Genomic DNA, 22,570 nt, shown 5'->3' on the forward strand with positions numbered 1-22,570 from the left:
TCTCCACAAACGTAGCTCAGCCGAGTGCGGATGCCGCCCCCTTGAGCACCAATCCGACCCCGAGGGCCACGACGACCAGCGCCGATCCCAGCGGCAAGGTCCGGCGGACCAGGACGGCCATGGGGCTGGTGGTCCAGCGGGGGCGCCGGTCCAGCACACGGTTCATTCCTGTACCCAGCTTGACGACCGCGAATCCGGCGGCGGTGAGGGTGAGGGCGAGCCCGACGCCGTACGCGACGACGAGCAGCAGCCCGAACCATGCCTGACCCAGCGCGGCGGCCCCCACGAGGACGACCACGGCGGAGGGACTGGGGACCAGTCCGCCGGCGAAGCCGAGGAGGATCGTGCCGCGGAGGGTGGGGGCGGTCTCGTGGGTGTGGGTGAAGCCGCCGTGGGTGTGTTCCACAGTGCCGTCGTGAGCGTGCTCGTGGCTGTGGTCATGGTCGTGGCCATGACTGTGACCGTGGGTGTGGTCGTCGTCGTGGCTGTGGGGGTGCGGGTGTGCGTGGGCCTCGGTGTGGGGGGACGCGGCTTCGGCGTGGGCGGAGACCAGGACCAGGGAGCGCTCCGGGACCTCGACGGTCTCGTGCTGGTGATCGTGATCGTGGGGGTGAGGGTGCGGGTGTGTGTGCCCGTGTGGCCCGTGCCCGTGTGACGGGACTTGCGGGCGTGGGCGGTTGCGCCAGGCCCTGCGGAGGAGGTTGCCGCCCGCGAAGAGGACCAGGACGCCGCTCGCGATGCCCAGCCAGGCGATCACCGAGGGGGTCGCGGCGGAGCCGGCCGTGACCAGGAGGCCCAGGGCGATCACGCCGAGGGTGTGGGTGACGGTGACCGAGGCGGCGAGCGGAAGGACGTCCTTGAGGCGGGCGCGACCGCCCCGCGCCGCTGCCGTGGCCGCCATCAGGGTCTTGCCGTGGCCGGGGGCGAGCGCGTGCATCGCGCCCAGGGCGATCGCGATGAGCAGGGAGAGGGCGGCGAAGCCGACGGTGAGGTGGTGGCGGGCCACCAGGTTGTTCAGGGCCTGCGTCCAGCGGTCGGCGCCGCGCGGCAGCACGGAGGCGGCGGGCGGTTCCGACGTGGACTGGTCGGCGTCGGTGAGCGCCGGGCCGCCGGGGCGGGCGTGCAGGGACGCGGTCGTGATGTCGGCGGGGGAGGAGAGCAAGTCCTTGGGATAGCTGGTGAGTTCGTGCGACACCGACTTCTTCGGTACGTCCGAACCGGTGAGCGTCATCCGGTCGGCGCGCGCGGTGATCTCCCGCCAGCCGGGGCCTGTGGTCAGTCCCGCGCTGTGGAAGCCGAGGGCGACCGTGCTGCCCTTGGGCAACGGCGCCGTCGAACTGCACTCCACCCGCAGGGTGTTGAGCCCGGCCTGCCCCGGCCGCAGACGCGCGGTGCTGGAGCCCGGCGTGAGGGCGACGGTGCGGCCGTCGACGGTGACCTTGCTGCCCTCGGCGGCCTTGTCGCACCGCTGCCGGGCCCACTCGGTCATGCCCAACTGCCTGATGTCCGGCTTGGCCTGGGTCGCCGGGATCTCGGCGAGGTCCTCGATGTGCGTGACGCGCAGCGTGCCGGGGGCGACGACGAGACCGTCGTAGCGGTTGACGGTGAAGTTGCCGAGGGGGTGCGCGCTCGCGGTCGCCGTGGGGACGAGGAGGAGCGCGCCGGCAGCGGTGAGGACGGCCGCGGCGGAGGCGAACAGGCGGCGGAGGGGCCGCACTTGAGGGCGGCGGGCGGGCCTCACTTGGTCGCCTCCAGCGCCTTGCGGGCCTTGCTCGCGCCCAGGGGGGAGAAGCCCGGGTTCAGCTTCAGGGCCGCCGTCAGGTGGGCGCGGCCCTCGGCCGTGTGGCCGGTGGCGAGTTCGATCGTGCCGCGGTGGTAGAGGAAGGAGGCGTTGTGGTAGCCGGTGGCCGTGGCCTGCCGAGTGTAGGGGAGGGCCTCCTTGTCGAGGCCGTTGACGTGCAGGGCCCAGGCGAGGGCGTCCGCCGTGTGCACGGTGTGGCGGCGGGCCCATTCCGCGCGGGCGGCCTTCAGTGCCGACTTGACGTCTCCGTGGTCGGCGGCGGCGAGCGCGGTGTCGAGGTCGGCGTTGACGCCGTTGGCGCGGGCGAGGGCGATCCAGGCGTCGACGAGGGCGTACTGGTCCTCGGCCTTGGCCTTGTCGCCCGCGGCGCCCCGGCTCTCGTACAACTCGCCGAGTTCCACGAGGGGTTGGGGCAGCGGGTAGCGGGAGACGACCAGCTCCATGCCCTTGATGGCGTCGGCGCGGTCGCCCAGGGCGGCCTGGGCGCGGGCGCGGCCCTCCAGGGCGGGGAGGTAGTTCTCGTCGGCGGCGAGGGCGCGGCCGTAGTAGTCCAGGGCGGTCTTGTAGTCGCCCTGGTTCCACGCGAGTTGGCCCAGTGTGCCGGCCACGTACGAGATGTCTCCGGGGGAGGAGGCGGCGGCGAGCGCCTGCTCCAGGACCCTGCGGGCCGTGGCGACGTCGCCGCGCAACTCGTGGACGTACGCGTACCGGGTGAAGACCGGGACACCGGGCTTGCGGGCGTCGGCGAGGTCGGCGGCCTTCGACGCGTCGTCGTAGCGGCCGAGTTCGACGAGCGCGTCGATACGGGAGCACAGGGCGCGCTCGCTGTACGGGTTCTCCTTCAGCACCTGGTCCGCGTAGGTCAGGGCCTCCTTGAACTCGTGCCGGGCGGCGGCGAGCGCGGCGCGGCCCTCCAGGGCGTTCTCGTTGTCGGGCGAGATCTTCAACGACCGCTGGAGGGCGGCCTGCGCCTGCGGGTACCGGGACGGGTCGCCCTTGGTCCTGGCCTGCTCCACATACGCCAGCCCGAGCGTCGCCCACCCGTCGAAGTCCTTGGGCTGCGTCCTCAAGTGGGCCTGCAGCGCGGCGATACTCGCGTCCAGGCTCCCGCTGGCCAGCAACTCCGGCGACACGGCACTGGAGGCGGCGGCGACACGCGTGGCTCCGCTGTCCTTCGCCGCCCCGATCGCGATGGCCCCGGCGGTCATCGCCACGGCCAACAGGACGGCACAACCGGCGAGTTGAGCGGCCCGCCAGCGACGGCTCGCGGCGCCTGCGCGGCGGACGGCGGCGATGCGTTCGTCGGGGGCGTGGGGGAGGGCGGGGGCCGCCGGGTTTTCGTCGGGGGCGGTACGGCTGTGGTGGTGGCTGTGGCCGTCGTGCGTGTGGGAGGGGGTCGACCCGTGGGTGTGGGTGTGGGTGGGGACCGGTCCGTCGGCGTCGTCGTGGTGGTGCGGGTGAGAAGGGTCCGGTTCATCGGCGGTGCCGCGCGCGGGAGTTGGGGCCGGGGCCGCGTCGTCGACGGTGGATTCGGCGGCGGGGCGGGTGTCGCCGGAGGCGGCGGTCGCAGTCCCGGGGTCCTCGGTGCCCTGGGCCTGCGGCTCCTCGCCACGCGTCGAGTCGTCGGCCGGTACGGAAACCATTCCGGAAGTCGCCTTCGGGTCGCGGGTGTTGTCCGGTCCGGTGGCAGAGCCCACGTCCCGCTCGTCCGTCGGCTCCTCGGCGGATTCGAGGCCGCGCCCGCTGCCCGCCTCAGCGCCGAACTCCGCGCTTCGCGCTCCGCTCGGCTCGACGTCCGTGCTCATGTGCGCCTCTTGGATCGGCGTGGCGTCGGATTCTGTGTTTCGCGTTCCGGTTGGCTCGGCGTCGGTGCTGGTGTTCGTCTTTTCGGTCGGTTCGAGAGCGGTGCTCGCGTTCGTGTCTTCTGCCGGCGTGGCGTCGGATTCTGTGTTTCGCGTTCCGGTTGGCTCGGCGTCGGTGCTGGTGTTCGTCTCTTCGGTCGGTTCGACACCGGTGCCCGCGTTCGTGTCTTCTACCGGTCCGGCTCCGGATTCTGAGCTCCGCGCTCCTGTCGGCCCAACATCGCTGCCCCTGTTGGACTCTTGGATCGGCCCGGCACCGGATTCCGCGATCCGCTCAACCGACGGCTCAACAACGGTGCTTGTGTTCGCCTCTTGCGTCGGCCCGGCGACGGACTCCGTGCTCCGTGCTCCGGTCGGCCCAGCACCAGCGCCCGTGATCGCCTCTCCCGTCGCCCCGGCGACGGATTCAGTGTCCCGCTCGGCATCCGGCTGCGCGTCGGCCCCGCTGCCCGGCTCGGTACCCGGCCCGCCCCCCGAGTCCTCCCCCTGCTCCCAAAGCCGTTGCCACTCCCGCTCCGCCGCCGCCGGCGTCTCGTGGTCGTTCTCGCGCGGGGCCATGCCGTTCCTCCATCGCCTGGGGTGGTTCAAGTGCCGTATCGCTGAAAGGTGTTGTCACGCAGGGGTGGCGCGGCCCGCACCGTGGGGGAAGGATCTGTGCGGGCCGCGCCAGTCGGTGGGGGTCAGTACGGGCGGTAGCTCATCCGGCGGCGCCACCACGCGACGCCCGCGCCGATCAGCAGGACACCGGCCACACCGGAGGCCGCCGACGCGACGATCAGCATCATGTTGTCGGTGCTGCCGGTGGACGAACCGGCCGGCTGCAACGCGTTGCCCAGCTGGCTCTTGACGTCGCTGCTGCCGGTCGTGCCCTTGGCGAGCGGGCCGCGCGAACCCGAGGTCGGCTCGGCGACGTACGGGAAGTACTTCTCGAAGCCCTTGTCGTTCTTGTCGACCGCGTCGCCCAAGTCGTTCTTGGAACCGACGAGTTCACCCTCCATGACCTGGAGCGCCTCGTCGATCACGTCGTCGGTGAGCCGACGCCCGTTCGGGAAGCCCGCGTTGTCGCCGTCCAGGACACCGAGCCGCTTGGGGTGCGCGGTCGGCGGGATCGACGTGTTGAGGCGCAGCATCTCCGACGGCTTCGTGTACGGCTGGAGCGTGTTGAGGCCCTTCACGCCCGTGAGGAACACGCTGACGAGGTCGTTGCGCGGCTCGCTCGGCGCCTTGATCTTGTAGATCGACTCGATGAGCTTCGGGATCTCGGGCTCGGTCACGTTCTTCAGGAACTGCGCGTCGTCCTTGGGCTCGGACGCGTTGAACTTGTCCTTGTCCTTCTGCGGGTTGACGACCTCGTTGACCAGCGGGTTGCCCAGGCGCGAGACCTGCGTGTAGTAGCCCCTGGCGTTCTTGCGCTGGGTCGTCGAGTAGATGCCGACGGTCGGGTGGTTCTTCGACTGCCGGATCAGGTCGTTCGGCACCTGGAGGGCGATCGTGTTGACGTTGTAGCCCTTGAGGGTGTCGTTGCCGACCTCGGTGAGGTTGCCGCCGTAGAGCAGGTCGAAGACGCGCAGGTCGGCGAAGAACGGGTCGTCGGCCTGACCGGCGAAGGTCGCGCCGCCGTTCGACGTCTTGTAGATCGCCTGCGAACGCAGCTTGGCGTAGTCCGGCATCGACGCGTCGCCGACGTCCGAGGGCGCCGCCGGGATGTCGTCGGCGATCTTGGTCTTGTAGACCTGCCTGCCGTGCTTCAGCTTGATGAGCTCGACGTCGTACGACTGCGTGATGTTGAGGTCCGGGTCGGTGAGGCTGGTGACCGGGCCCGTGTTGTACAGGAACGTCTTCTTGTTCTTGATCTGCGTCTTGAAGGTGTAGCGGAAGATGAAGTCGTCCAGCGCGTCACCGTTGTTGTCGATGTGCAGGTCGTACTGGGCGTCGTCCGCGAACTGGTAGAAGTTCGGGCCGCCGGCGGGCTCCTCGAACGGGATCCAGTTCGCCACGATCGTCGTGGTGTTGGGCTTGTCCGGACTGACGAACGCGTACAGGTCCGTGTTGTCGTACTGCGGGGTGCCCGAGATGAGGGGGGCTTCCCGGTGGGAGGAGGCCGAGGCCACTCCCGGTTCCAGCGCGGCCGTGCCGGCGGCTGCGAGCCCCCCGGCGGCAAGCGCGCCACATATGAGGGACGCGAGCTTCCTGCGTCCCGCACCGCTCCTGGAGATAGGTGTCATGCCGTCCGTCCTCAGTGCCAACTTGCCTGACGCACGGGGATTCGGAGCTGGTGCCGGGCCGGATTGGTCGAACCCGAAAAGTTTTTTTGGTGGACCGCAATCCAGGTCGTGACCCGCGTTTCAAGTCCGCCGATCCGTAACCCATCCTTAGGGGCACCCGCTGCGAATGCCTCGTGTGACGGGATACGAAGTGACAGACCGCGTGCGGTCGAAGAGGAGGGGCCGCGTGCGGTCGACGAGAGGGGGACGGGTGGGGGCGGACGAACTCCTGGTGCAGGTCGCCGGAGGGGACCAGCAGGCCTTCGAGGAGCTCTACGGACTGGTGTCCGGGCCCGTGTTCGGCCTGGTGCGCCGCGTGGTGCGCGACCCGGCGCAGTCCGAGGAGGTGTCCCAGGAGGTGCTGCTCGAACTGTGGCGGTCCGCCGCCCGCTTCGATCCCCGTCGCGGCAGCGCTCTCTCCTGGGTGCTCACCCTCGCCCACCGCCGGGCCGTCGACCGGGTGCGCAGCGCCCGCGCGGCCGTCGACCGCGAGCAGCGCGAGGCCCGCCGCTCCCACAACCCGGCCTTCGACCAGGTGACCGAGGAGGTCGAGGCAGGCCTGGAACGCCAGTTGGTGCGCCGCTGCCTGGACCGCCTCACCGCCCTGCAGCGGCAGTCCGTGACCCTCGCCTATTACGACGGCTATACGTACCGTGAAGTGGCGGAGCGGCTCTCGCTGCCGCTGGGCACGGTCAAGACCCGTATGCGTGACGGACTCACCCGGCTGCGCGACTGCCTGGGAGGTGCCGTATGAGCATCCTCGCCCGACTGTTCGGCCGCGGTGATCTCCACTCGCTCGCCGCCCCCTACGCCCTCGACGCCCTCGAACCCGACGAGCGCCGCCAGTTCGAGAAGCACCTCAAGAACTGCGACCGCTGTGCCGAAGAGGTGCGCGCCCTGACGGAGGACGCGGTCCGGCTCGCCTGGTCCGAGGCCGCCCAGCCACCGTTCGGGATGCGCGACCGGGTGCTGGCCGCCGTACGGAACACTCCGCAGGAACCCGGGCCGCTGCGGGACCAGGCGCGGGGACAGTCGCGGGAGTACACGCCCCGGCTGCCGGCCCATGTGTGGGGCACCGAGCCGGCCGCGTCGCGCGCCCGCGCACCCCAACGGCGGCCGTTCTTCGTGCCGTTCGCCACCGCGACGGCCACCGCCGCGCTCGTCGTGGCCTCGCTGTTCGCCGTGCAGGCGAACCAGACGCAGGACAAACTGAAGGCCGAGCAGGCGCAGGCACGTGAGATCGCACACGTTCTCGCAGCCCCCGACGCCCGTGCGACCACCGGCGCGGACACCAAGGGCCGGAACATCGGGGTCGTCGCCTCCGCGTCGGAGGGGCGCGCGGTCGTCACCCTGAGCGGATACAGCGCGCTGTCGAGCGGGCACGTGCATCAACTGTGGCTGATGCGCCCCAATGTGCAACCGCGCTCCCTCGGGCTCTTCAAGGGCGACACGCCCTTGGTCGCCACCGGGCTCGACAAAACTGCAACATCACTCGCAGTGACCGTCGAGCCCGACGGAGGCTCACCGCAGCCCACAACGCAGCCAGTTGTCCAACTCGCCCTGAAATCGGTTGGATTCGGAGAGTAATCACGGAGGGGTCGTCAACGCCCTTACGGGGAAGGTGAATCCTGAGACCTCGATACACGAGTGCTCGGTTGGGGCGATAGGGTTACCCTGCCCGGGCCGGGTGGACTCGTACGGGTGGGGAGTGACATGGAACAGATAGTGCGCAGCAGGGCAAGGGTCCCTGCGATCACGTGCGGGAGCAGCGCGACGAGTTCGCGTCTCGACCGCCATCTCTCGGTGCTGGGCGGCCCTGTCGTCCCGCAGCGCGAGACGGCTGAGGCGACCTCGTTGATGCGCGAGCTGACGTCGCGTGACAGCACGCAGGAACGCAGCGCCACGGGTACGCGAGTGAGCCGGGTCAAGCTCTTCGCGCCACTGCGCAGGCTGCGCCGTTCGCTCTTCGGCGGGCGCTGAGCAAGTCCTCGGCGTCCCCGGGGAGTTCCCAGGGGCCCGCGCTCAGGACACCACACCGTCCCGGCGCAGTGCTGCGATCTCTGTGTCCGCCATCCCCACGGCACGCAGCAGCGCCACGGTGTGCTCCCCGAGCGCGGGCACGTCACCCATCAGCGCCTCGCCCCCGCCCGGCAAGGTGATCGGCGGCAGCAGCGCCCGCAACGGCCCGACCGGCGACCCCACTTCCCGCCACCGCTCCCGGGCCGCCAACTGCGGGTGCTCCGCCAGTTGTTGTACGTCTCTGAGGCGCGCGCAGGCCACACCCGCGCGCTCCAGCAGCGCCACGGCCTCGTCGGCACCCAGCCCACCCAGCGCCTCTCCGACGAGGGCGTCCGTGCGCTGCCGGTTCACCACCCGCGCCGCGTTCGTCGCGAAGTCCGGGTCGGTCCCCAACTCCGGCTTCCCGACGACCTGTTCGGCCAGCCGCCGCCACTCCCGGTCGTTCTGCACCGACAGCAGCACCCGCTCGCCGTCCGCCGTGGGATAGGCGTCGTAGGGCGCGATGACGGCGTGCGCAAGACCCGTGCGCGCCGGGGGAGTTCCGCCGTGCATCGCGTGATGCGGCGGATGCCCCATCCTCCCCCACTCTCGGCTTCGCTCGAGCGGGGGGGGGGGCCATCGCCGGCGCGTCCAGCATCGACACCTCCACCGGCTCACCGCGCCCGGTCGCACCCCGGCGCACGAGCGCCGCGAGCACACCGGAGAACGCGTACATGGCCGCCGCGATGTCGGCCGCCGGGATCCCCGCCTTCACCGGCTGCTCCGGCGTCCCGGTCACCGACACCAGCCCCGCCTCGCACTGCACGAGCATGTCGTAGGCCCGCTTGTCGGCGTACGGGCCGCTGGGGCCGTACCCGGAGATGTCCACGGCGACCAGCCGCGGGTGCGCCGCGCACAGCGTCGCGGCGTCCAGCCCGAGCCGGGCTGCGGCCCCGTGCGCGAGGTTCTGCACGAACACGTCCGCGTCCGCGACCAGCCGCCGTACGACGTCGAGCCCGCGCGGATCCTTCAGATCCAGGGCGATGGACTCCTTCCCCCGGTTGCACCACACGAAGTGCGAGGCCAGACCGCCGGCCGCGGTGGACGCGTTCGCGCCGCGGAGGGACGGTTCGTAGGCGGGTGCGGGTGCGGGTGCGGGTGCGTGGGGGCTGAGCGCGCCCACGCGGCGGAGCCGCATATCAAATACAGCCCCGCGCCCCCTACGTGTCTCAGATGAGCGCGAACTGGCCCTCTGGGCCCTCCTCGTGGTGGTCCAGAACCGATGCGGGGAGGCGTGCTGAATCCGGCACCGGCAGGACGCCCGCCTTGCGCAGTTCCGCCGCCGTGATCCGGTCCGTCACCTCCAACTCCTCCTGCTGCGGCCTCAGTTCCGCCAGCAGTGCCAACACCGTGATCAGCTCCAACAGCTCCGACGTCCACGTCTGCTGCCAGGTCCCCGGGCGGATCGCCGCCAGCGTGCCCGGCTCGGCGGTCTCCGATGTCCGGGACGTGAACCACTGCTCCAGTACGCGCACTCCGCTCACCTCGAAGTCCCAGGACTCGGGCGGTACCGGGGAGATGCGGCCCTCGTCGAGGTGGAGGGTCTCCTCGTCGCGGTCGTAGTGGAGGGTGAGGGGGAGGGGCGGCAACGGGGCGCGGACGTACGGGCGTCGGCCGCCGGGGAGCTTGGGGCGGTCGCCGTTGCGGCGCATCAGCCAGAGGACGCGGTGGCCCAACTCGACGCCGTGTGCCCAGAGTTCGGGGTCCCGTGTCAGGGGTACGGCCGGGCCGGGGCGGGCCGTCGCCACCGTCCAGGCGAGGACGTCGACCGGGGTGGGGGCGTGGCCGAGGTGGCCGGTGAGGTGGTCCAACAGGCCCGGTGCCAGGTTCGGTTCCTCGGCGCGGGGGCGTCGGTAGAGCGGGCGGACGCGGCCGGGGCGGAGCAGGGGGAGGACCGTGGACGCGAGCAGGGGCGGGCCGGAGGTGCCGGGGACGCCCGGAGTCTCCACCGCGAAGATCTGGTGCTCGTCCGCCACCCGCCACAACTCCGGCCGGGCCACGTCGATCAGGCGGTGGTCGGGGATCAGCCACTGCTCGTCGAAGGGGGCGTGCAGGACACGGATCGGGTCCGGGCAGGGGCCCGTGGCCCGGATCAGTCTTTCCGTGCCGCTGGGCTGGCCCGGGAGCTGGGGCACCGCCGAGTGCAGGGTGCGTGAGCGGGTGGGCTCGAACAGGGCTTCCCGGTCCGGGACTTCGGCCTTCACCAGGGTGTCCCAGCGGGCTTTCAGGGTTGCCGCGTCGGGTGCCGTCGGCCACCCCCGGCCGAGCCGGATCGGTGCGACGGACCACGGCATGAGGTCCGCGAGCAACGGAGCGTCGTCGTGCGTCACGTTCGGCATCGTACGACGACGTCAGTTCGCGACGTCGAGCGTGACCGAGAAGGAGAAACGATCCCCCCGGTAGTGGATGACGGCCACGTCCAGCACCCTGCCCTGTGTGTCGTAGGTGATGCCCGTGTAGTGCAGGATCGGGCTGAGGAGCGGGACCTGGAGGAGGCGGGCGGTCTCCGGGTCGGCGAGGCGGGCCTCCACCGTGTCGGTGATGCGGCTGATGTCCGCGCCCACGACATCGCGCAGCACCTTGGTCATCGGCCAGCGGATGAGGTCGTCCGGGTCGAGACGGGCGGCCAGTTCGGGGCGGATGTGGTTGCGGGCGTGGTTCGTCGGCTCGCCGGTCTTCTCGTCGCCGCGCAGCCGGTGGTACGCCGCCACCTCGGACAAGTCCGGGAAGTACTCGGTGAGTTCGGGCGGCACGGACACCTTGCCGTGGTCGAGGAGTTCGGTCGTCATGCCGGACTGCTGGGCCACGATGGCGTCCACGGAGCCCAACAGCCGTACCGGCGTGGCCCGTCGGACGTCCGGCTCGATGAACGTGCCGCGGCGACGGTGCCGGGTGATCAGCCCCTCGTCCTCCAGTTCCTTCAGCGCCTGCCGCATGGTGAGCACGCTGACGCCGTAGTGCCCCGCGAGTTGCTCCTCCGTGGGCAGCCGCAGCGGGTCCAGGGGCGAGCGGCCGAGTATCGAGGCGCGCAGCGACTGCGACACCTGGTACCAGAGCGGCAGCTTGCGGTTCAGGACGATCGAGTCCGGGGCGAAGGAGGTCACGGGGCCATCCGTACCGGTAGGGAGGGATCAGTGCAAGGGACGTAAACCGGTCTGGAACTGTCAGTGCGAGGGGCGGAAGTGGCGCTGCAGGCCCTGCCAGACGTCGTCGTAGCCCTGCTGGAGGTGCTCGGCGGTCGCCGCCTGGGCGGTTGCCGTCACCGGCCAGCGTGTCTCGAACATGAACGCCAGCCCGTCGTCGACCTTCTGCGGTCGCAGCTCGGCGGCGCTGGCCCGGTCGAAGGTCTCACGGTCCGGGCCGTGCGCCGACATCATGTTGTGCAGCGAGCCGCCCCCGGGCACGAAGCCCTCGGCCTTCGCGTCGTAGGCGCCCTCGATCAGGCCCATGTACTCGCTCATCACGTTCCGGTGGAAGTACGGCGGCCGGAACGTGTCCTCGCCCACCAGCCAGCGCGGCGCGAAGACCACGAAGTCCACACCGGCCAGGCCCGGGGTGTCCGACGGGGACGTCAGCACGGTGAAGATCGACGGGTCGGGATGGTCGTAGGAGATGGAGCCGAGCACATTGAACCGGCGCAGGTCATAGGCGTACGGCACATGGTTGCCGTGCCAGGCGACGACATCGAGGGGCGAGTGGTCGTAGGTCGCCGTCCAGAGGGTGCCGCAGAACTTGTTCACCACCTCGACCGGGCCCTCGACATCCTCGTAGGCGGCGACCGGCGCGCGGAAGTCCCGGGCGTTGGCGAGTCCGTTGGCGCCGATCGGGCCGAGGTCGGGGAGCTGGAAGGGCGCCCCATAGTTCTCGCACACATATCCGCGGGCTGTCGGGCTCTGCCCGCCATCGGATGCCGCGTCCAGCAGCTCCACACGGAAGCGCACCCCACGAGGGATCAGCGCCATATGTCCCGGCTCCACATGGAGGAGCCCGAACTCCGTGCGCAGCAGCAGTCCGCCGCGCTCCGGGACGATCAGCAGCTCGCCGTCCGCGTCACTGAAGACCCGGTCCATCGAGGAGTCGGCGTGGTACAGGTGCACGGCCATGCCGGTGCGCTGGGTCGCGTCGCCGTTGCCGCCCAGGGTCCACAGGCCGGCCAGGAAGTCGGTGCCGGGCGCGGGTGCGGGCAGCGGGTTCCAGCGCAGCCGGTTCGGGTCGGGCACCGTCTCCGTGAAGGGCGCCGTACGGATCCCGCCGTTGTCGGCGCGGGTGAACGCCGGGTGCGCGGCCGAGGGGCGGATGCGGTACAGCCACGAGCGGCGGTTGTGCGCCCTCGGCTCGGTGAACGCCGTACCGCTGAGCTGCTCGGCGTAGAGGCCGAGCGGTGCGCGCTGCGGGGCGTTGCGGCCCTCGGGGAGAGCGCCCGGCACCGCCTCCGAGCTGTGCTCGTTGCCGAAACCGGTGAGGTGGGTCAGGCCCTCGGCGGTCTTCCGTGTGTCCCCGCTCATCTCTGCTCCCTCGACAACCGATTCCCGCACCACTTGATTCCTATGTATCACCGTAGGATTGCGGTTTCGCGGGCGCAAGGGCACGGCGGGGGACGACGAAAATCCGACCTCCGGAGGGGAAGAACCAGACTCAGGGGGGATCCGGCTGTCGGACCGGTGTTCTAGTCTCCCCGGCATGTCGTGGTCGCGCGCACTCCTCACCGCGTTCGCGGTCTGTGCCCTGCTGGTGGCCGGATCGGTGGGCTGCGGCTCCGGGCATGCCGGGGCGCACAAGGGCGACGGGGTGTCGCCGTCTCCCGTGGGCAAGGTGCTCGACCACACCGACGAGCAGGGCCGGCACTACCGCGAGGTGGCCAAGAAGGGCGCGCCCGGGATCGGCATCGAGGTGGAGCCCGACGCCGCCGACGACAGCTGGGACGTCACGCTGACCGTCCACGACTTCCGCTTCTCGCCCGCCGGCGTGAAGCCGGTCGCGGTCGCGGGCCGCGGCACGGTCCGCCTCATGGTGGACGGCCGCACCGTCGCACGGCTCCGCGCCCCCGAGTACCACCTCGCGTCCGGCCTCGTCCCCCACGGCACCCACCACGTCACCGCCCGCCTGTACGCCGACGACGGCACCGTGTGGGCCGTGCGCGGCAAACCGGTCGAGAGCACGGCCGACATCACCGCGTCGTCGGCGCAGGCCACGCCGGACGGCCACAGGGCCCTCGGCTCCGCGCCGGCGCGGGGGTCGAAATGAGTGCTACGGGCACCCAGTTCCGTACTGAGGTGCGAGCTTCACCTGACCGCGGCGGAAAGGCATCATGAAGCCCGTGCCCCACACGACATCGCTCCGTCGCGCGCCCGTGCAGCGGCGCAGCGCCGAACGGCTGACCAGGATTCTCGACGCCTGCGCCGACCTGCTGGACGAGGTCGGCTACGACGCGCTGAGCACCCGGGCCGTGGCCCTGCGCGCGGGCGTCCCGATCGGCTCGGTCTACCGCTTCTTCGGGAACAAGCGTGCGATGGCCGACGCGCTGGCCCAGCGCAATCTGGAGCGCTACACGGAGCGGGTCGCCGAGCGCCTGAAGGAGACCGGTGCCGAGGGCTGGCGGGCGGCGGTGGACGCCGTCCTGGACGAGTACCTCGCCATGAAGCGCACCGCGCCCGGCTTCTCCCTCGTCGACTTCGGCAACCAGATCCCCATCGGCTCGGGCCACGCGGAACCCAACACCCGCGTCGCCGACCGCCTCACCGACCTCCTCTCCGGCTACCTGGCCCGCGAGCCCGACGAGGACCTCCGCCGCACCTTCCTGATCGCCGTGGAGACCGCCGACGCCCTCGTCCACCTGGCGTTCCGGGTGGCTCCGGAGGGTGACGAGAAGGTCATCGGGGAGACCCGGGAGCTGCTGCGGGCGTATCTGGCACGGGTGCTGGACTGACCGGCGGCCCGGCGTCCACGTTCCGCGAGTTTCCGACGTCACCCCCGGCCCCCCTCGCCACCACCCATACCGCTCGGTATGCTCGCAGCCAAGAGGCAACGCCGCCCCCGGGAGGACCCGTGTCCCGCACCGCCCTGCGCATCTGCCCCCTGTGCGAAGCCACCTGCGGGCTGACGCTCACCATCGAGGGCACCCGGGTGACCGGCGCCCGAGGTGATCGCGACGACGTGTTCAGCCGGGGGTTCATCTGCCCCAAGGGCGCCTCCTTCGGGGCCGTCGACGGCGACCCCGACCGGCTGCGCGGCCCCCTCGTACGCCGGGACGGCGAGCTGCGCGAGGCCACCTGGGAGGAGGCGTTCGACGCGGTCGCGGCGGGCCTGCGCCCCGTAGTCGAGCGCTACGGCCCGAACGCCGTTGGCGTCGTCCTCGGCAACCCGAACGTCCACACGATGGCCGGCGCCCTCTACCCGACGGTCCTGCTCGGCGCCCTCGGCACCCGCAGCATCTTCACCGCGTCCACGGTCGACCAGATGCCCAAGCACGTCTCCAGCGGCCTGCTCTACGGCGACGCCAACGCGATCCCGGTACCGGACCTCGACCACACCGACCATCTGCTCCTCATCGGCGCCAACCCCCTTGAGTCCAACGGGAGTCTGTGCACCGCCCCCGACTTCCCCGGCAAGCTCAAGGCGCTCAAGGCCCGCGGCGGCACCCTCACCGTCATCGACCCGCGCCGCACCCGCACCGCCAAGCTCGCCGACCGGCACATCGCGGTCCGCCCCGGCACCGACGCCCTGCTGCTCGCGGCGATGACATACGTCCTCTTCGACGAACACCTCGTGGAGCTGGGGGAGTTGGCCCCGCATGTGCAGGGTGTCGATGAACTCCGCGCGGCGGTAAGCGACTTCACCCCGGAGGCCGTGGCGGAAGCGTGCGACGTGGCCGCCGACGAGATCCGCACCCTCGCCCGCGAACTGGCCGCCGCGCCAACTGCCGCCGTCTACGGCCGTATCGGCAGCTGCACCGTCCCGCACGGCACCCTGGCCAGCTGGCTGGTCGACGTCCTCAACATCCTCACCGGCAACCTCGACCGCCCCGGTGGCGCCCTCTTCCCGCAGGCCGCCACCGACAGGACACCCCGGCCCGCCGGACCAGGACACGGCTTCGCGCTCGGGCGCTGGCACTCGCGGGTGAGCCAATACCCGGAGGCGAAGGGCGAGTTGCCGCTGTCCGCGCTCGCCGAGGAGATCGACACCGCGACCGCCGAGGGCGAACCGATCCGCGCGCTGATCGCCGTCGCCGCCAACCCAGTGCTCTCCGCACCGGACGGCGCCCGCCTCGACAAGGCTCTCGACTCGCTCGACTTCATGGTGAGCGTCGACCCGTACCTCAACGAGACCGCGCGCCACGCCGACGTGGTGCTGCCGCCGCCCCCGCCGTCCCAAAGCCCGCACCACGACTTCGCGTTCAACACCCTCGCCGTCCGCAACCAGGTCCGCTACACGCGCCCCGCGATCCCGCTGGAGCCCGGCCGGATGGCCGAGACCGAGATCTTCGCCCGGCTGATCCTCGCCGCGACCGGTATGCACGGCGCCGACCCGGCCGCCGTCGACACGATGGTCGTCGACCAGACCCTCGGCAAGGCCGTCAAGGACCCCAACTCGCCCGTCCACGGCCGCGATCCGCGCGAGATCGCCGCACAACTCACCGGCGACACCGGCCCCGAGCGCCGGCTCGACATGATGCTGCGCCTCGGTCCGTACGGCGACGGCTTCGGCGTACGGCCCGATGGGCTGAGCCTCCAGAAGCTGCTCGCGCATCCGCACGGCATCGACCTGGGCCCGCTCACCTCCCGACTGCCGCAGCCGTTGAAGACGCGCAGCGGGAAGGTCGAGCTGCTGCCGCAGCCGATCGTCGACGATCTGCCCCGGCTCCGGCAGGCGAGGGGCGACCGCGCCGACGGACTCGTGCTCGTCGGCCGCCGCCATCTGCGGTCCAACAACAGCTGGATGCACAACGTGCCCGCCCTCACCGGCGGCACCAACCGCTGCACCCTGCACATCCACCCCGAGGACGCCGAGCGCCTCGGCGTGACCGACGGCGCCCAGGTCCGGGTGAAGGGTGCCGGGGGAGAGGTGACCGCCCCCGCCGAGATCACGGACGCCCTGCGCCGGGGCGTGGTGAGCCTCCCGCACGGCTGGGGCCACGACCGCCCCGGCACCCGGCTCAGCCACGCGGCCACCGACCCGGGCGTCAACGTCAACCAGCTTCTCGACGGCAGTCTGCTCGACCCGCTGTCGGGCAACGCGGTGCTCAACGGAGTGCCCGTGGAGGTCGCCGCGCTCAGCGCACCGCTGTGACCTGGAGTTTTGCGCTTATTGCTCGCACGTCAACATCTTGTTAACGCAGCTTTGCGCGACCTAACGTCATCGCACTGCCGCTCCTGGTGGGAGTTCGAAGGCGAACGTTAGGTGTTCCACTCATGCTGACCATCCTCGGCTTCACCATGATCGCGACCTTCCTGGTCCTGATCATGCTGAAGAAGATGTCGCCGATCGCGGCGCTCGTCCTGATCCCGGCGCTGTTCTGCGTCTTCGTCGGAAAGGGCGGCAAGCTCGGCGACTACGTCATCGACGGCGTCACCAGCCTCGCGCCCACCGCGGCGATGCTCATGTTCGCGATCGTCTACTTCGGTGTGATGATCGACGTCGGCCTCTTCGACCCGATCGTGCGGGGGATCCTCAAGTTCTGCAAGGCCGACCCCCTGCGCATCGTGGTCGGTACGGCGGTCCTCGCCGCGATCGTCTCCCTGGACGGCGACGGCTCGACCACCTTCATGATCACGGTCTCGGCGATGTACCCGCTGTACAAACGCCTGAAGATGAGCCTGGTCGTGATGACCGGTGTCGCCGCGATGGCCAACGGCGTGATGAACACGCTCCCTTGGGGCGGCCCCACCGCCCGCGCCGCCACCGCCCTCAAGCTCAACGCCAGTGACATCTTCGTCCCGATGATCCCGGCCCTCGCCGTGGGCCTGCTCGGCGTCTTCGTCCTCGCCTACGTCCTGGGCCACCGCGAGCGCAAGCGGCTCGGCGTGCTGACGCTGGACGAGGTGCTCGTGGAGGAGCCGGAGACGGTCCTCGTGAGTGCCGGTACGGGCAAGGGACCCAAGGCCACCGGCGGTTCGGGCTCCGGCACGGACGCGGACGCCGAACTGTCCGAGGAGGGCGACGGCTTCCAGGGCCTCGACCCGAACCGCGCGACCCTGCGCCCCAAGCTCTACTGGTTCAACGCGCTGCTCACGGTCACCCTGCTCACCGCCATGATCATGGAGTGGCTGCCGATCCCGGTCCTCTTCCTGCTCGGCGCGGCCCTCGCCCTGACTGTCAACTTCCCCCACATGCCCGACCAGAAGGCCCGCCTCGGCGCCCACGCCGAGAACGTCCTCAACGTCTCCGGCATGGTCTTCGCCGCCGCCGTCTTCACCGGCGTCCTCCAGGGCACCGGCATGGTCGACCACATGGCGACCTGGCTGGTCGACAACATCCCCGACGGCATGGGCCCGCACATGGCCTTCGTCACCGGCGTGCTCAGCATCCCGCTCACGTACTTCATGTCGAACGACGGCTTCTACTTCGGCATCCTCCCCGTGCTCGCCGAGGCCGGCCAGGCGCACGGCGTCTCGTCCCTGGAGATCGCCCGCGCCTCCCTCGTCGGCCAGCCGCTGCACATGTCGAGCCCGCTCGTGCCCGCCGTGTACGTCCTGGTCGGCATGGCCAAGGTCGAGTTCGGCGACCACACCAGGTTCGTGGTCAAGTGGGCGGCCCTGACATCGCTCGTCGTCCTCGGGGCAGGAATCCTGTTCGGCATCATCTGACCTCCACGGCAAAGGACTTGACCATGGCGCCCGGCAGGAACCGCGGCTGGCTGCTCCGCCTCGTCATCGCCTTCGGCTTCGCGCAGGCGGCGGTGTCGATGGCCCGCCCCGCGGTGTCCTACCGGGCGCTCGCGCTCGGCGCCGACGAGCGGGCGATCGGCGTCATCGCGGGCGTGTACGCGCTGCTCCCGCTGTTCGCCGCCGTACCGCTCGGCCGCCGCACCGACCACGGCCGCTGCGCACCCCTGCTGCCCGTCGGCGTGCTCCTGATCTCCGGCGGTTGCGCGCTGAGCGGACTCGCCGACTCCCTCTGGGCGATGGCGATGTGGAGCGGGGTGATGGGCCTGGGCCACCTCTGCTTCGTGATCGGCGCCCAGTCGCTGGTCGCCCGCCAGTCCGCCCCGCACGAACAGGACCGCAACTTCGGCCACTTCACCATCGGCGCCTCCCTCGGCCAACTCATCGGCCCCATCGCCGCGGGCGCCCTGATCGGCGGCTCCGACATGGCCGGCACCAGCGCGCTCGCCCTGCTCGTCGCGGGCGCGGGCGCCGCCGTGTCGTTCACGTCGTTGTGGCGCATCGAGGACGGTACGACCGTCAAGTCCCGTACGGAGCAGGGCGACCGCGTGCCCATGCGGAGCATCCTGGGCGCCCGGGGCGTACCCGCGGGCATCTTCATCAGCCTCTCCGTACTGTCCGCGACCGACATCCTCACCGCGTACCTCCCGGTGGTCGGCGAACACCGGGGCATCGCGCCCTCCGTGATCGGCGTGCTGCTGAGCATCCGCGCGACGGCCACCATCGCGTGCCGCCTGGTCCTCACCCCGCTGCTCCAACTGCTGGGCAGGGCGGCCCTGTTGACCGCGACCTGCCTCCTGGCCGGAGTTCTGTGCGCGGGCATCGCACTCCCGGTGCCGGTGTGGGCCATCGGCCTGATGCTCGCCGTCCTGGGCTTCTGCCTCGGCGTGGGCCAGCCGCTCTCCATGACGACGGTCGTGCAGGCCGCCCCCGACGGCGCCCGCTCCACCGCCCTCGCCCTGCGCCTCACCGGCAACCGCCTCGGCCAGGTCGCCGCGCCCGCCGCCGCGGGTCTCGTCGCCGGAGTCGCGGGCGTGGCCGCGCCGTTCGTGATGCTCGGCGCGCTGCTGGTGCTCTCGGCGGGGGTCGCGCTGCGGTCACCGGCGAAACCGCCCCGGAAGCGGGAGCGGACAGGGCCCGCCGACACCCCGGCGGTGCGCGGCACACCCTGAACGCGATCATCCGTTTTCCCACCACCCGGACCGACACGCCCGATCCCGTCCGGTCCCTTCCCCCGGGCGCGCACATTCCGTTAACTTCCGTGACTCACAAGGCTCGTACGACCCGTACGAGGCGATCCGATCGCGGAGCCCCCGGGGGCACTCGTCATGACACGCGCCATCTCCCTGCACGACGTGAGCAAGGCCTACACGCGAGGCGTCCGCGTGGTGGACCGGCTGTCGCTGGACATCGCGCCGGGGGAGTTCCTCGTCCTGCTCGGGCCGTCCGGGTGCGGCAAGTCGACGGTGCTGCGCATGATCGCGGGCCTGGAGGAGATCACCGAGGGCGAGTTGAGACTCGACGGCGAGTACTCCAACGAACTCGCCCCCTCCGAACGGGACATGGCGATGGTGTTCCAGAACTTCGCCCTCTACCCGAGCATGACCAGCCGCGACAACATCGGCTTCCCGCTGCGCATCGAGACCCCCGGCGAGGACCCGCGCCCCCGCGTGGACGCCACCGCCCGCATGCTGGGCATCGAGGACCTCCTGGAACGCTTCCCCAGCCAGCTCTCCGGCGGCGAACGCCAGCGCGTCGCCATGGGCCGCGCCATCGCCCGCCACCCCTCGGCCTTCCTGATGGACGAACCCCTCTCCAACCTCGACGCAAAACTCCGCAACCACCTGCGCGCCGAAATCTCCTCCCTCACCCGCAAGTTGGGCGTCACCACCGTCTACGTGACCCACGACCAGGCCGAGGCCATGTCGCTGGGCGACCGGGTCGCCGTCCTGCGCGGCGGAGTCCTCCAGCAACTCGGCACCCCGCGCTCGGTGTACGCCCTGCCCCGCAACGTCTTCGTCGCCGCGTTCATCGGCACCCCGCGCATCAACCTCCTGCGCGGCCTGGTCCGGGCCCCGTTGGACGGCGCGATGACCATCAGCCTCGGCAAGCAGTACCTCCGGCTGCCCGAACCCCTGTGCCTGGACCACCAGTTGCTCCGCGTCCAGCAGGGCCGCGAGGTCATCGTCGGCCTGCGCTCCGAGGCCGTCCGCATCGCCAAGCCCGCCGCCGCCCGCCCCGGCGAGGTGGCGATCAGCGGCCTGGTGGAGCACGTGGAGTTCCAGGGCCACGAGGTCCTCGTCCACTTCGACACCGGCTCCCGGCCCGCCGTCGTACCGGAGTTGGAGGCCCCGCGCCCCACCCGCCCGGCCCGGCGCCGCCGGCGCGAGGGCGGTGTCATCGACCGGCTGCGGGAACGTGCGGGCGTACTGCGCGCCGGACCCGTGGTCGTCCTGGCGGACCCGGCGGACGCGGAACCCGACCCCGTACCGCCCGAGGGCCGCCTCCCCGGCGACCTCGTCGTCCGCACCACCCCCGACATCGAACTCCGGCACGGCATGCACGTACCGCTCCTCGTCGACATCGCCCACCTGTTCGTCTTCGACCAGCACGGCGAACGGATCTCGCCGGCTCCGGCGCGGCTGCCCGACCTGGACGAGTGACGACCGGTACGGATAGGTGCATGAACGTGCACTTCACCCGAAACAGGGCGGCCTTCGCGATCGCCGGCCTCCTCCTGACCGCCGCGGCCCCCACCGCCTACGCCGGCTTCGGCACGGAAACCGCCCCCGTCCCGGCCTCCGCTCCCGCGCCGACGCGCGGAACGCCGTACGTCGAGACGCAGTTGTTCTTCGGCACCGAGCGGCCCGACGGCGGACCGGCCGTCACCGACCGGCAGTTCATGGCCTTCGTCGACAAGGAGGTCACGCCGGACTTCCCGGACGGGCTCACCGTGCAGAGCGGGCGCGGGCAGTGGCGGGACGCGAACGGGAGGATCGAGAAGGAGCGGTCGTACGAGCTGATCCTGCTGTATCCGGTGACGGCGGCGGGTGCGAGCGACCGGAAGATCGAGGAGATCCGGCGGGCCTACGAGAAGGCCTTCGCGCAGGAGTCGGTGGGCCGGGTGGACGACCGGACCCGGGCCGATTTCTGAGCCGACCGGGCGTCCGTGACCCGGGGTACCCGTGGCTCCGTGACCCGAGGTGCCCATGGGTCCGCGGCCCCCGGTCCCTGGCGCCGGAAAACTAACATCGCTAGTTTGTGAGGCGGACGACGTAGTCACGCCCGGGAGGCAGCACGATGAAGGCACACGACGGCATGTACATCGACGGCGCCTGGCGCCCCGCCGCGAGCGGGGAGACCATCGACGTGGTGAACCCGGTCGACGAGCAGGTGATCGACCGGGTCCCGGCCGGTACCGCCGCCGACGTCGACACCGCCGTACGGGCCGCCCGTGCCGCCCTCCCGGGCTGGGCCGCGACCCCGCCCGCCGAACGCGCCGCGCGCCTGGGGGCGTTGAGGGACGTCCTCGTCTCCCGCAAGGACGAGATCGCCGAGACGGTCACCGCCGAACTCGGCTCCCCGCTCACCTTCTCGCAGGCCGTCCACGCCGGCGTACCGATCGCGGTCGCGGGCTCCTACGCCGAACTCGCCGCGACCCACGCCTTCGAGGAGAAGGTCGGCAACTCGACGGTCTACCAGGAGCCCATCGGCGTGGTCGGCGCGATCACCCCCTGGAACTACCCTCTCCACCAGATCGTCGCCAAGGTCGCCCCCGCCCTCGCGGCAGGCTGCACGGTGGTGCTCAAGCCCGCCGAAGACACCCCGCTCACCGCCCAGTTGTTCGCGGAGGCGGTCGACGAGGCGGGCATCCCGGCCGGCGTCTTCAACCTCGTCACCGGCCTCGGCCCGATCGCGGGCCAGGCCCTCGCCGAGCACCCAGGCGTCGACCTGGTCTCCTTCACCGGCTCCACGGCGGTGGGCCGACAGATCGGCGCGACAGCCGGTGCCGCCGTCAAGAAGGTCGCTCTCGAACTCGGCGGCAAGTCCGCCAACGTCATCCTGCCGAGCGCCGACCTCGCCAAGGCCGTGAACGTCGGCGTCGCCAACGTGATGTCCAACTCCGGCCAGACATGCAGCGCCTGGACCCGCATGCTGGTCCACCGCGACCAGTACGACGAGGCGGTCGCACTCGCCGCGACGGCCGCCGCCAAGTACGGCGACCGCATCGGCCCGGTCGTCAACGCCAAGCAGCGGGCCAGGGTGCGGAGTTACATCGAGAAGGGCGTGGCGGAGGGCGCGCGCCTGGTGGCCGGCGGCCCCGAATCCCCTTCCCCGCAGGGCTACTTCATCGCCCCGACCGTCTTCGCCGACGTGACCCCCGACATGACGATCGCCCAGGAGGAGATCTTCGGCCCGGTCCTCTCCCTCCTCCGCTACGACGACGAGGACGACGCCGTGCGCATCGCCAACGGCACGGTCTACGGCCTCGCGGGTGCGGTGTGGGCCGGTGACGAGGCGGAAGCGGTCGCGTTCGCACGGAGGTTGGAGACCGGGCAGGTGGACATCAACGGCGGGCGCTTCAACCCCCGTGCCCCGTTCGGGGGTTACAAGCAGTCGGGCGTGGGCCGGGAACTCGGTGCGCACGGCCTGTCCGAGTACCTCCAGACCAAGTCCCTTCAGTTCTAGACCCGTTGAGGAGGC

Annotated in this window: 17 protein-coding genes and 1 pseudogene; 11 read left to right on the top strand and 7 right to left on the bottom strand. The window is 71.2% G+C overall.

The window, feature by feature from the left end; translation table 11 throughout:
• Positions 1-16: 16 nt before the first annotated feature.
• The 3 genes from ACIQBL_RS40680 to ACIQBL_RS40690 form a co-directional block, all read right to left on the bottom strand.
• Complete coding sequence (locus ACIQBL_RS40680) at positions 17-1,717, bottom strand: sulfite exporter TauE/SafE family protein (protein WP_401952194.1); 1,701 nt, start codon at positions 1,715-1,717, stop codon at positions 17-19.
• A gap of 20 nt (positions 1,718-1,737) precedes the next feature.
• Positions 1,738-3,606 carry a tetratricopeptide repeat protein gene (locus tag ACIQBL_RS40685; protein WP_401951887.1) on the bottom strand — a complete coding sequence of 623 codons (1,869 nt, stop codon included), beginning with the start codon at positions 3,604-3,606 and terminating at the stop codon, positions 1,738-1,740.
• Positions 3,607-4,343: 737 nt separating this feature from the next.
• Entirely contained in the window at positions 4,344-5,888 is a 1,545-nt protein-coding gene (locus ACIQBL_RS40690; RefSeq protein ID WP_401951890.1) for a DUF4331 domain-containing protein, read from the bottom strand.
• Between the two features lie 250 nt (positions 5,889-6,138).
• On the opposite strand from ACIQBL_RS40690, the gene ACIQBL_RS40695 reads away from it, so the two are divergent.
• The 3 genes from ACIQBL_RS40695 to ACIQBL_RS40705 all read left to right on the top strand — a co-directional run bounded on the left by ACIQBL_RS40695 (position 6,139) and on the right by ACIQBL_RS40705 (position 7,907).
• Positions 6,139-6,681, top strand: coding sequence for a sigma-70 family RNA polymerase sigma factor (locus tag ACIQBL_RS40695; RefSeq protein WP_401952196.1), 543 nt, complete (start codon positions 6,139-6,141; stop codon positions 6,679-6,681).
• Entirely contained in the window at positions 6,678-7,514 is an 837-nt protein-coding gene (locus ACIQBL_RS40700) for an anti-sigma factor domain-containing protein (RefSeq protein ID WP_401951893.1), read from the top strand. The genes ACIQBL_RS40695 and ACIQBL_RS40700 overlap by 4 nt, the downstream gene beginning before the upstream one ends.
• A gap of 126 nt (positions 7,515-7,640) precedes the next feature.
• Complete coding sequence (locus ACIQBL_RS40705) at positions 7,641-7,907, top strand: hypothetical protein (RefSeq protein ID WP_043681390.1); 267 nt, start codon at positions 7,641-7,643, stop codon at positions 7,905-7,907.
• A gap of 42 nt (positions 7,908-7,949) precedes the next feature.
• On the opposite strand, the pseudogene ACIQBL_RS40710 reads toward ACIQBL_RS40705, so the two are convergent.
• The 4 genes and pseudogenes from ACIQBL_RS40710 to hmgA all read right to left on the bottom strand — a co-directional run.
• Positions 7,950-9,027 (bottom strand): annotated as a pseudogene (locus ACIQBL_RS40710) (CaiB/BaiF CoA transferase family protein); the annotation flags it as partial.
• 127 nt (positions 9,028-9,154) lie between these two features.
• On the bottom strand, positions 9,155-10,324 hold the full coding sequence (locus ACIQBL_RS40715; RefSeq protein ID WP_401951895.1) for a type ISP restriction/modification enzyme: 1,170 nt from the start codon (positions 10,322-10,324) through the stop codon (positions 9,155-9,157).
• A 12-nt stretch (positions 10,325-10,336) separates the two neighbouring features.
• Positions 10,337-11,089 (bottom strand): GntR family transcriptional regulator, encoded by a 753-nt coding sequence (locus ACIQBL_RS40720; RefSeq protein ID WP_401951897.1) that lies wholly within the window; start codon positions 11,087-11,089, stop codon positions 10,337-10,339.
• A 60-nt stretch (positions 11,090-11,149) separates the two neighbouring features.
• A complete protein-coding gene (gene hmgA / locus ACIQBL_RS40725; RefSeq protein WP_401951899.1) occupies positions 11,150-12,490 on the bottom strand; it encodes a homogentisate 1,2-dioxygenase in 1,341 nt (446 codons plus the stop codon).
• Positions 12,491-12,665: 175 nt separating this feature from the next.
• Here hmgA and ACIQBL_RS40730 point away from each other — a divergent pair, with 175 nt between their 5' ends.
• The 8 genes from ACIQBL_RS40730 to ACIQBL_RS40765 all read left to right on the top strand — a co-directional run bounded on the left by ACIQBL_RS40730 (position 12,666) and on the right by ACIQBL_RS40765 (position 22,555).
• The gene (locus ACIQBL_RS40730) at positions 12,666-13,229 is read left to right on the top strand and encodes a hypothetical protein (RefSeq protein ID WP_401951902.1); all 564 of its coding nucleotides are present in this window, start codon (positions 12,666-12,668) and stop codon (positions 13,227-13,229) included.
• Between the two features lie 64 nt (positions 13,230-13,293).
• A complete protein-coding gene (locus ACIQBL_RS40735; protein ID WP_401951904.1) occupies positions 13,294-13,911 on the top strand; it encodes a TetR family transcriptional regulator in 618 nt (205 codons plus the stop codon).
• A gap of 119 nt (positions 13,912-14,030) precedes the next feature.
• On the top strand, positions 14,031-16,271 hold the full coding sequence (locus tag ACIQBL_RS40740; protein ID WP_401951907.1) for a molybdopterin oxidoreductase family protein: 2,241 nt from the start codon (positions 14,031-14,033) through the stop codon (positions 16,269-16,271).
• A gap of 86 nt (positions 16,272-16,357) precedes the next feature.
• Positions 16,358-17,788 carry a CitMHS family transporter gene (locus ACIQBL_RS40745; protein WP_401951909.1) on the top strand — a complete coding sequence of 477 codons (1,431 nt, stop codon included), beginning with the start codon at positions 16,358-16,360 and terminating at the stop codon, positions 17,786-17,788.
• A 23-nt stretch (positions 17,789-17,811) separates the two neighbouring features.
• A complete protein-coding gene (locus ACIQBL_RS40750; protein ID WP_401951912.1) occupies positions 17,812-19,038 on the top strand; it encodes an MFS transporter in 1,227 nt (408 codons plus the stop codon).
• Positions 19,039-19,194: 156 nt separating this feature from the next.
• On the top strand, positions 19,195-20,529 hold the full coding sequence (locus ACIQBL_RS40755) for an ABC transporter ATP-binding protein (RefSeq protein WP_401951915.1): 1,335 nt from the start codon (positions 19,195-19,197) through the stop codon (positions 20,527-20,529).
• A 20-nt stretch (positions 20,530-20,549) separates the two neighbouring features.
• Complete coding sequence (locus tag ACIQBL_RS40760; protein ID WP_401951918.1) at positions 20,550-21,020, top strand: DUF3574 domain-containing protein; 471 nt, start codon at positions 20,550-20,552, stop codon at positions 21,018-21,020.
• A 146-nt stretch (positions 21,021-21,166) separates the two neighbouring features.
• Positions 21,167-22,555 carry an aldehyde dehydrogenase family protein gene (locus ACIQBL_RS40765; protein WP_401951920.1) on the top strand — a complete coding sequence of 463 codons (1,389 nt, stop codon included), beginning with the start codon at positions 21,167-21,169 and terminating at the stop codon, positions 22,553-22,555.
• Positions 22,556-22,570: the final 15 nt, after the last annotated feature.

Origin of the sequence: Streptomyces sp. NPDC088350 (assembly GCF_044753545.1) — a bacterium.
Taxonomy (GTDB): Bacteria; Actinomycetota; Actinomycetes; order Streptomycetales; family Streptomycetaceae; genus Streptomyces.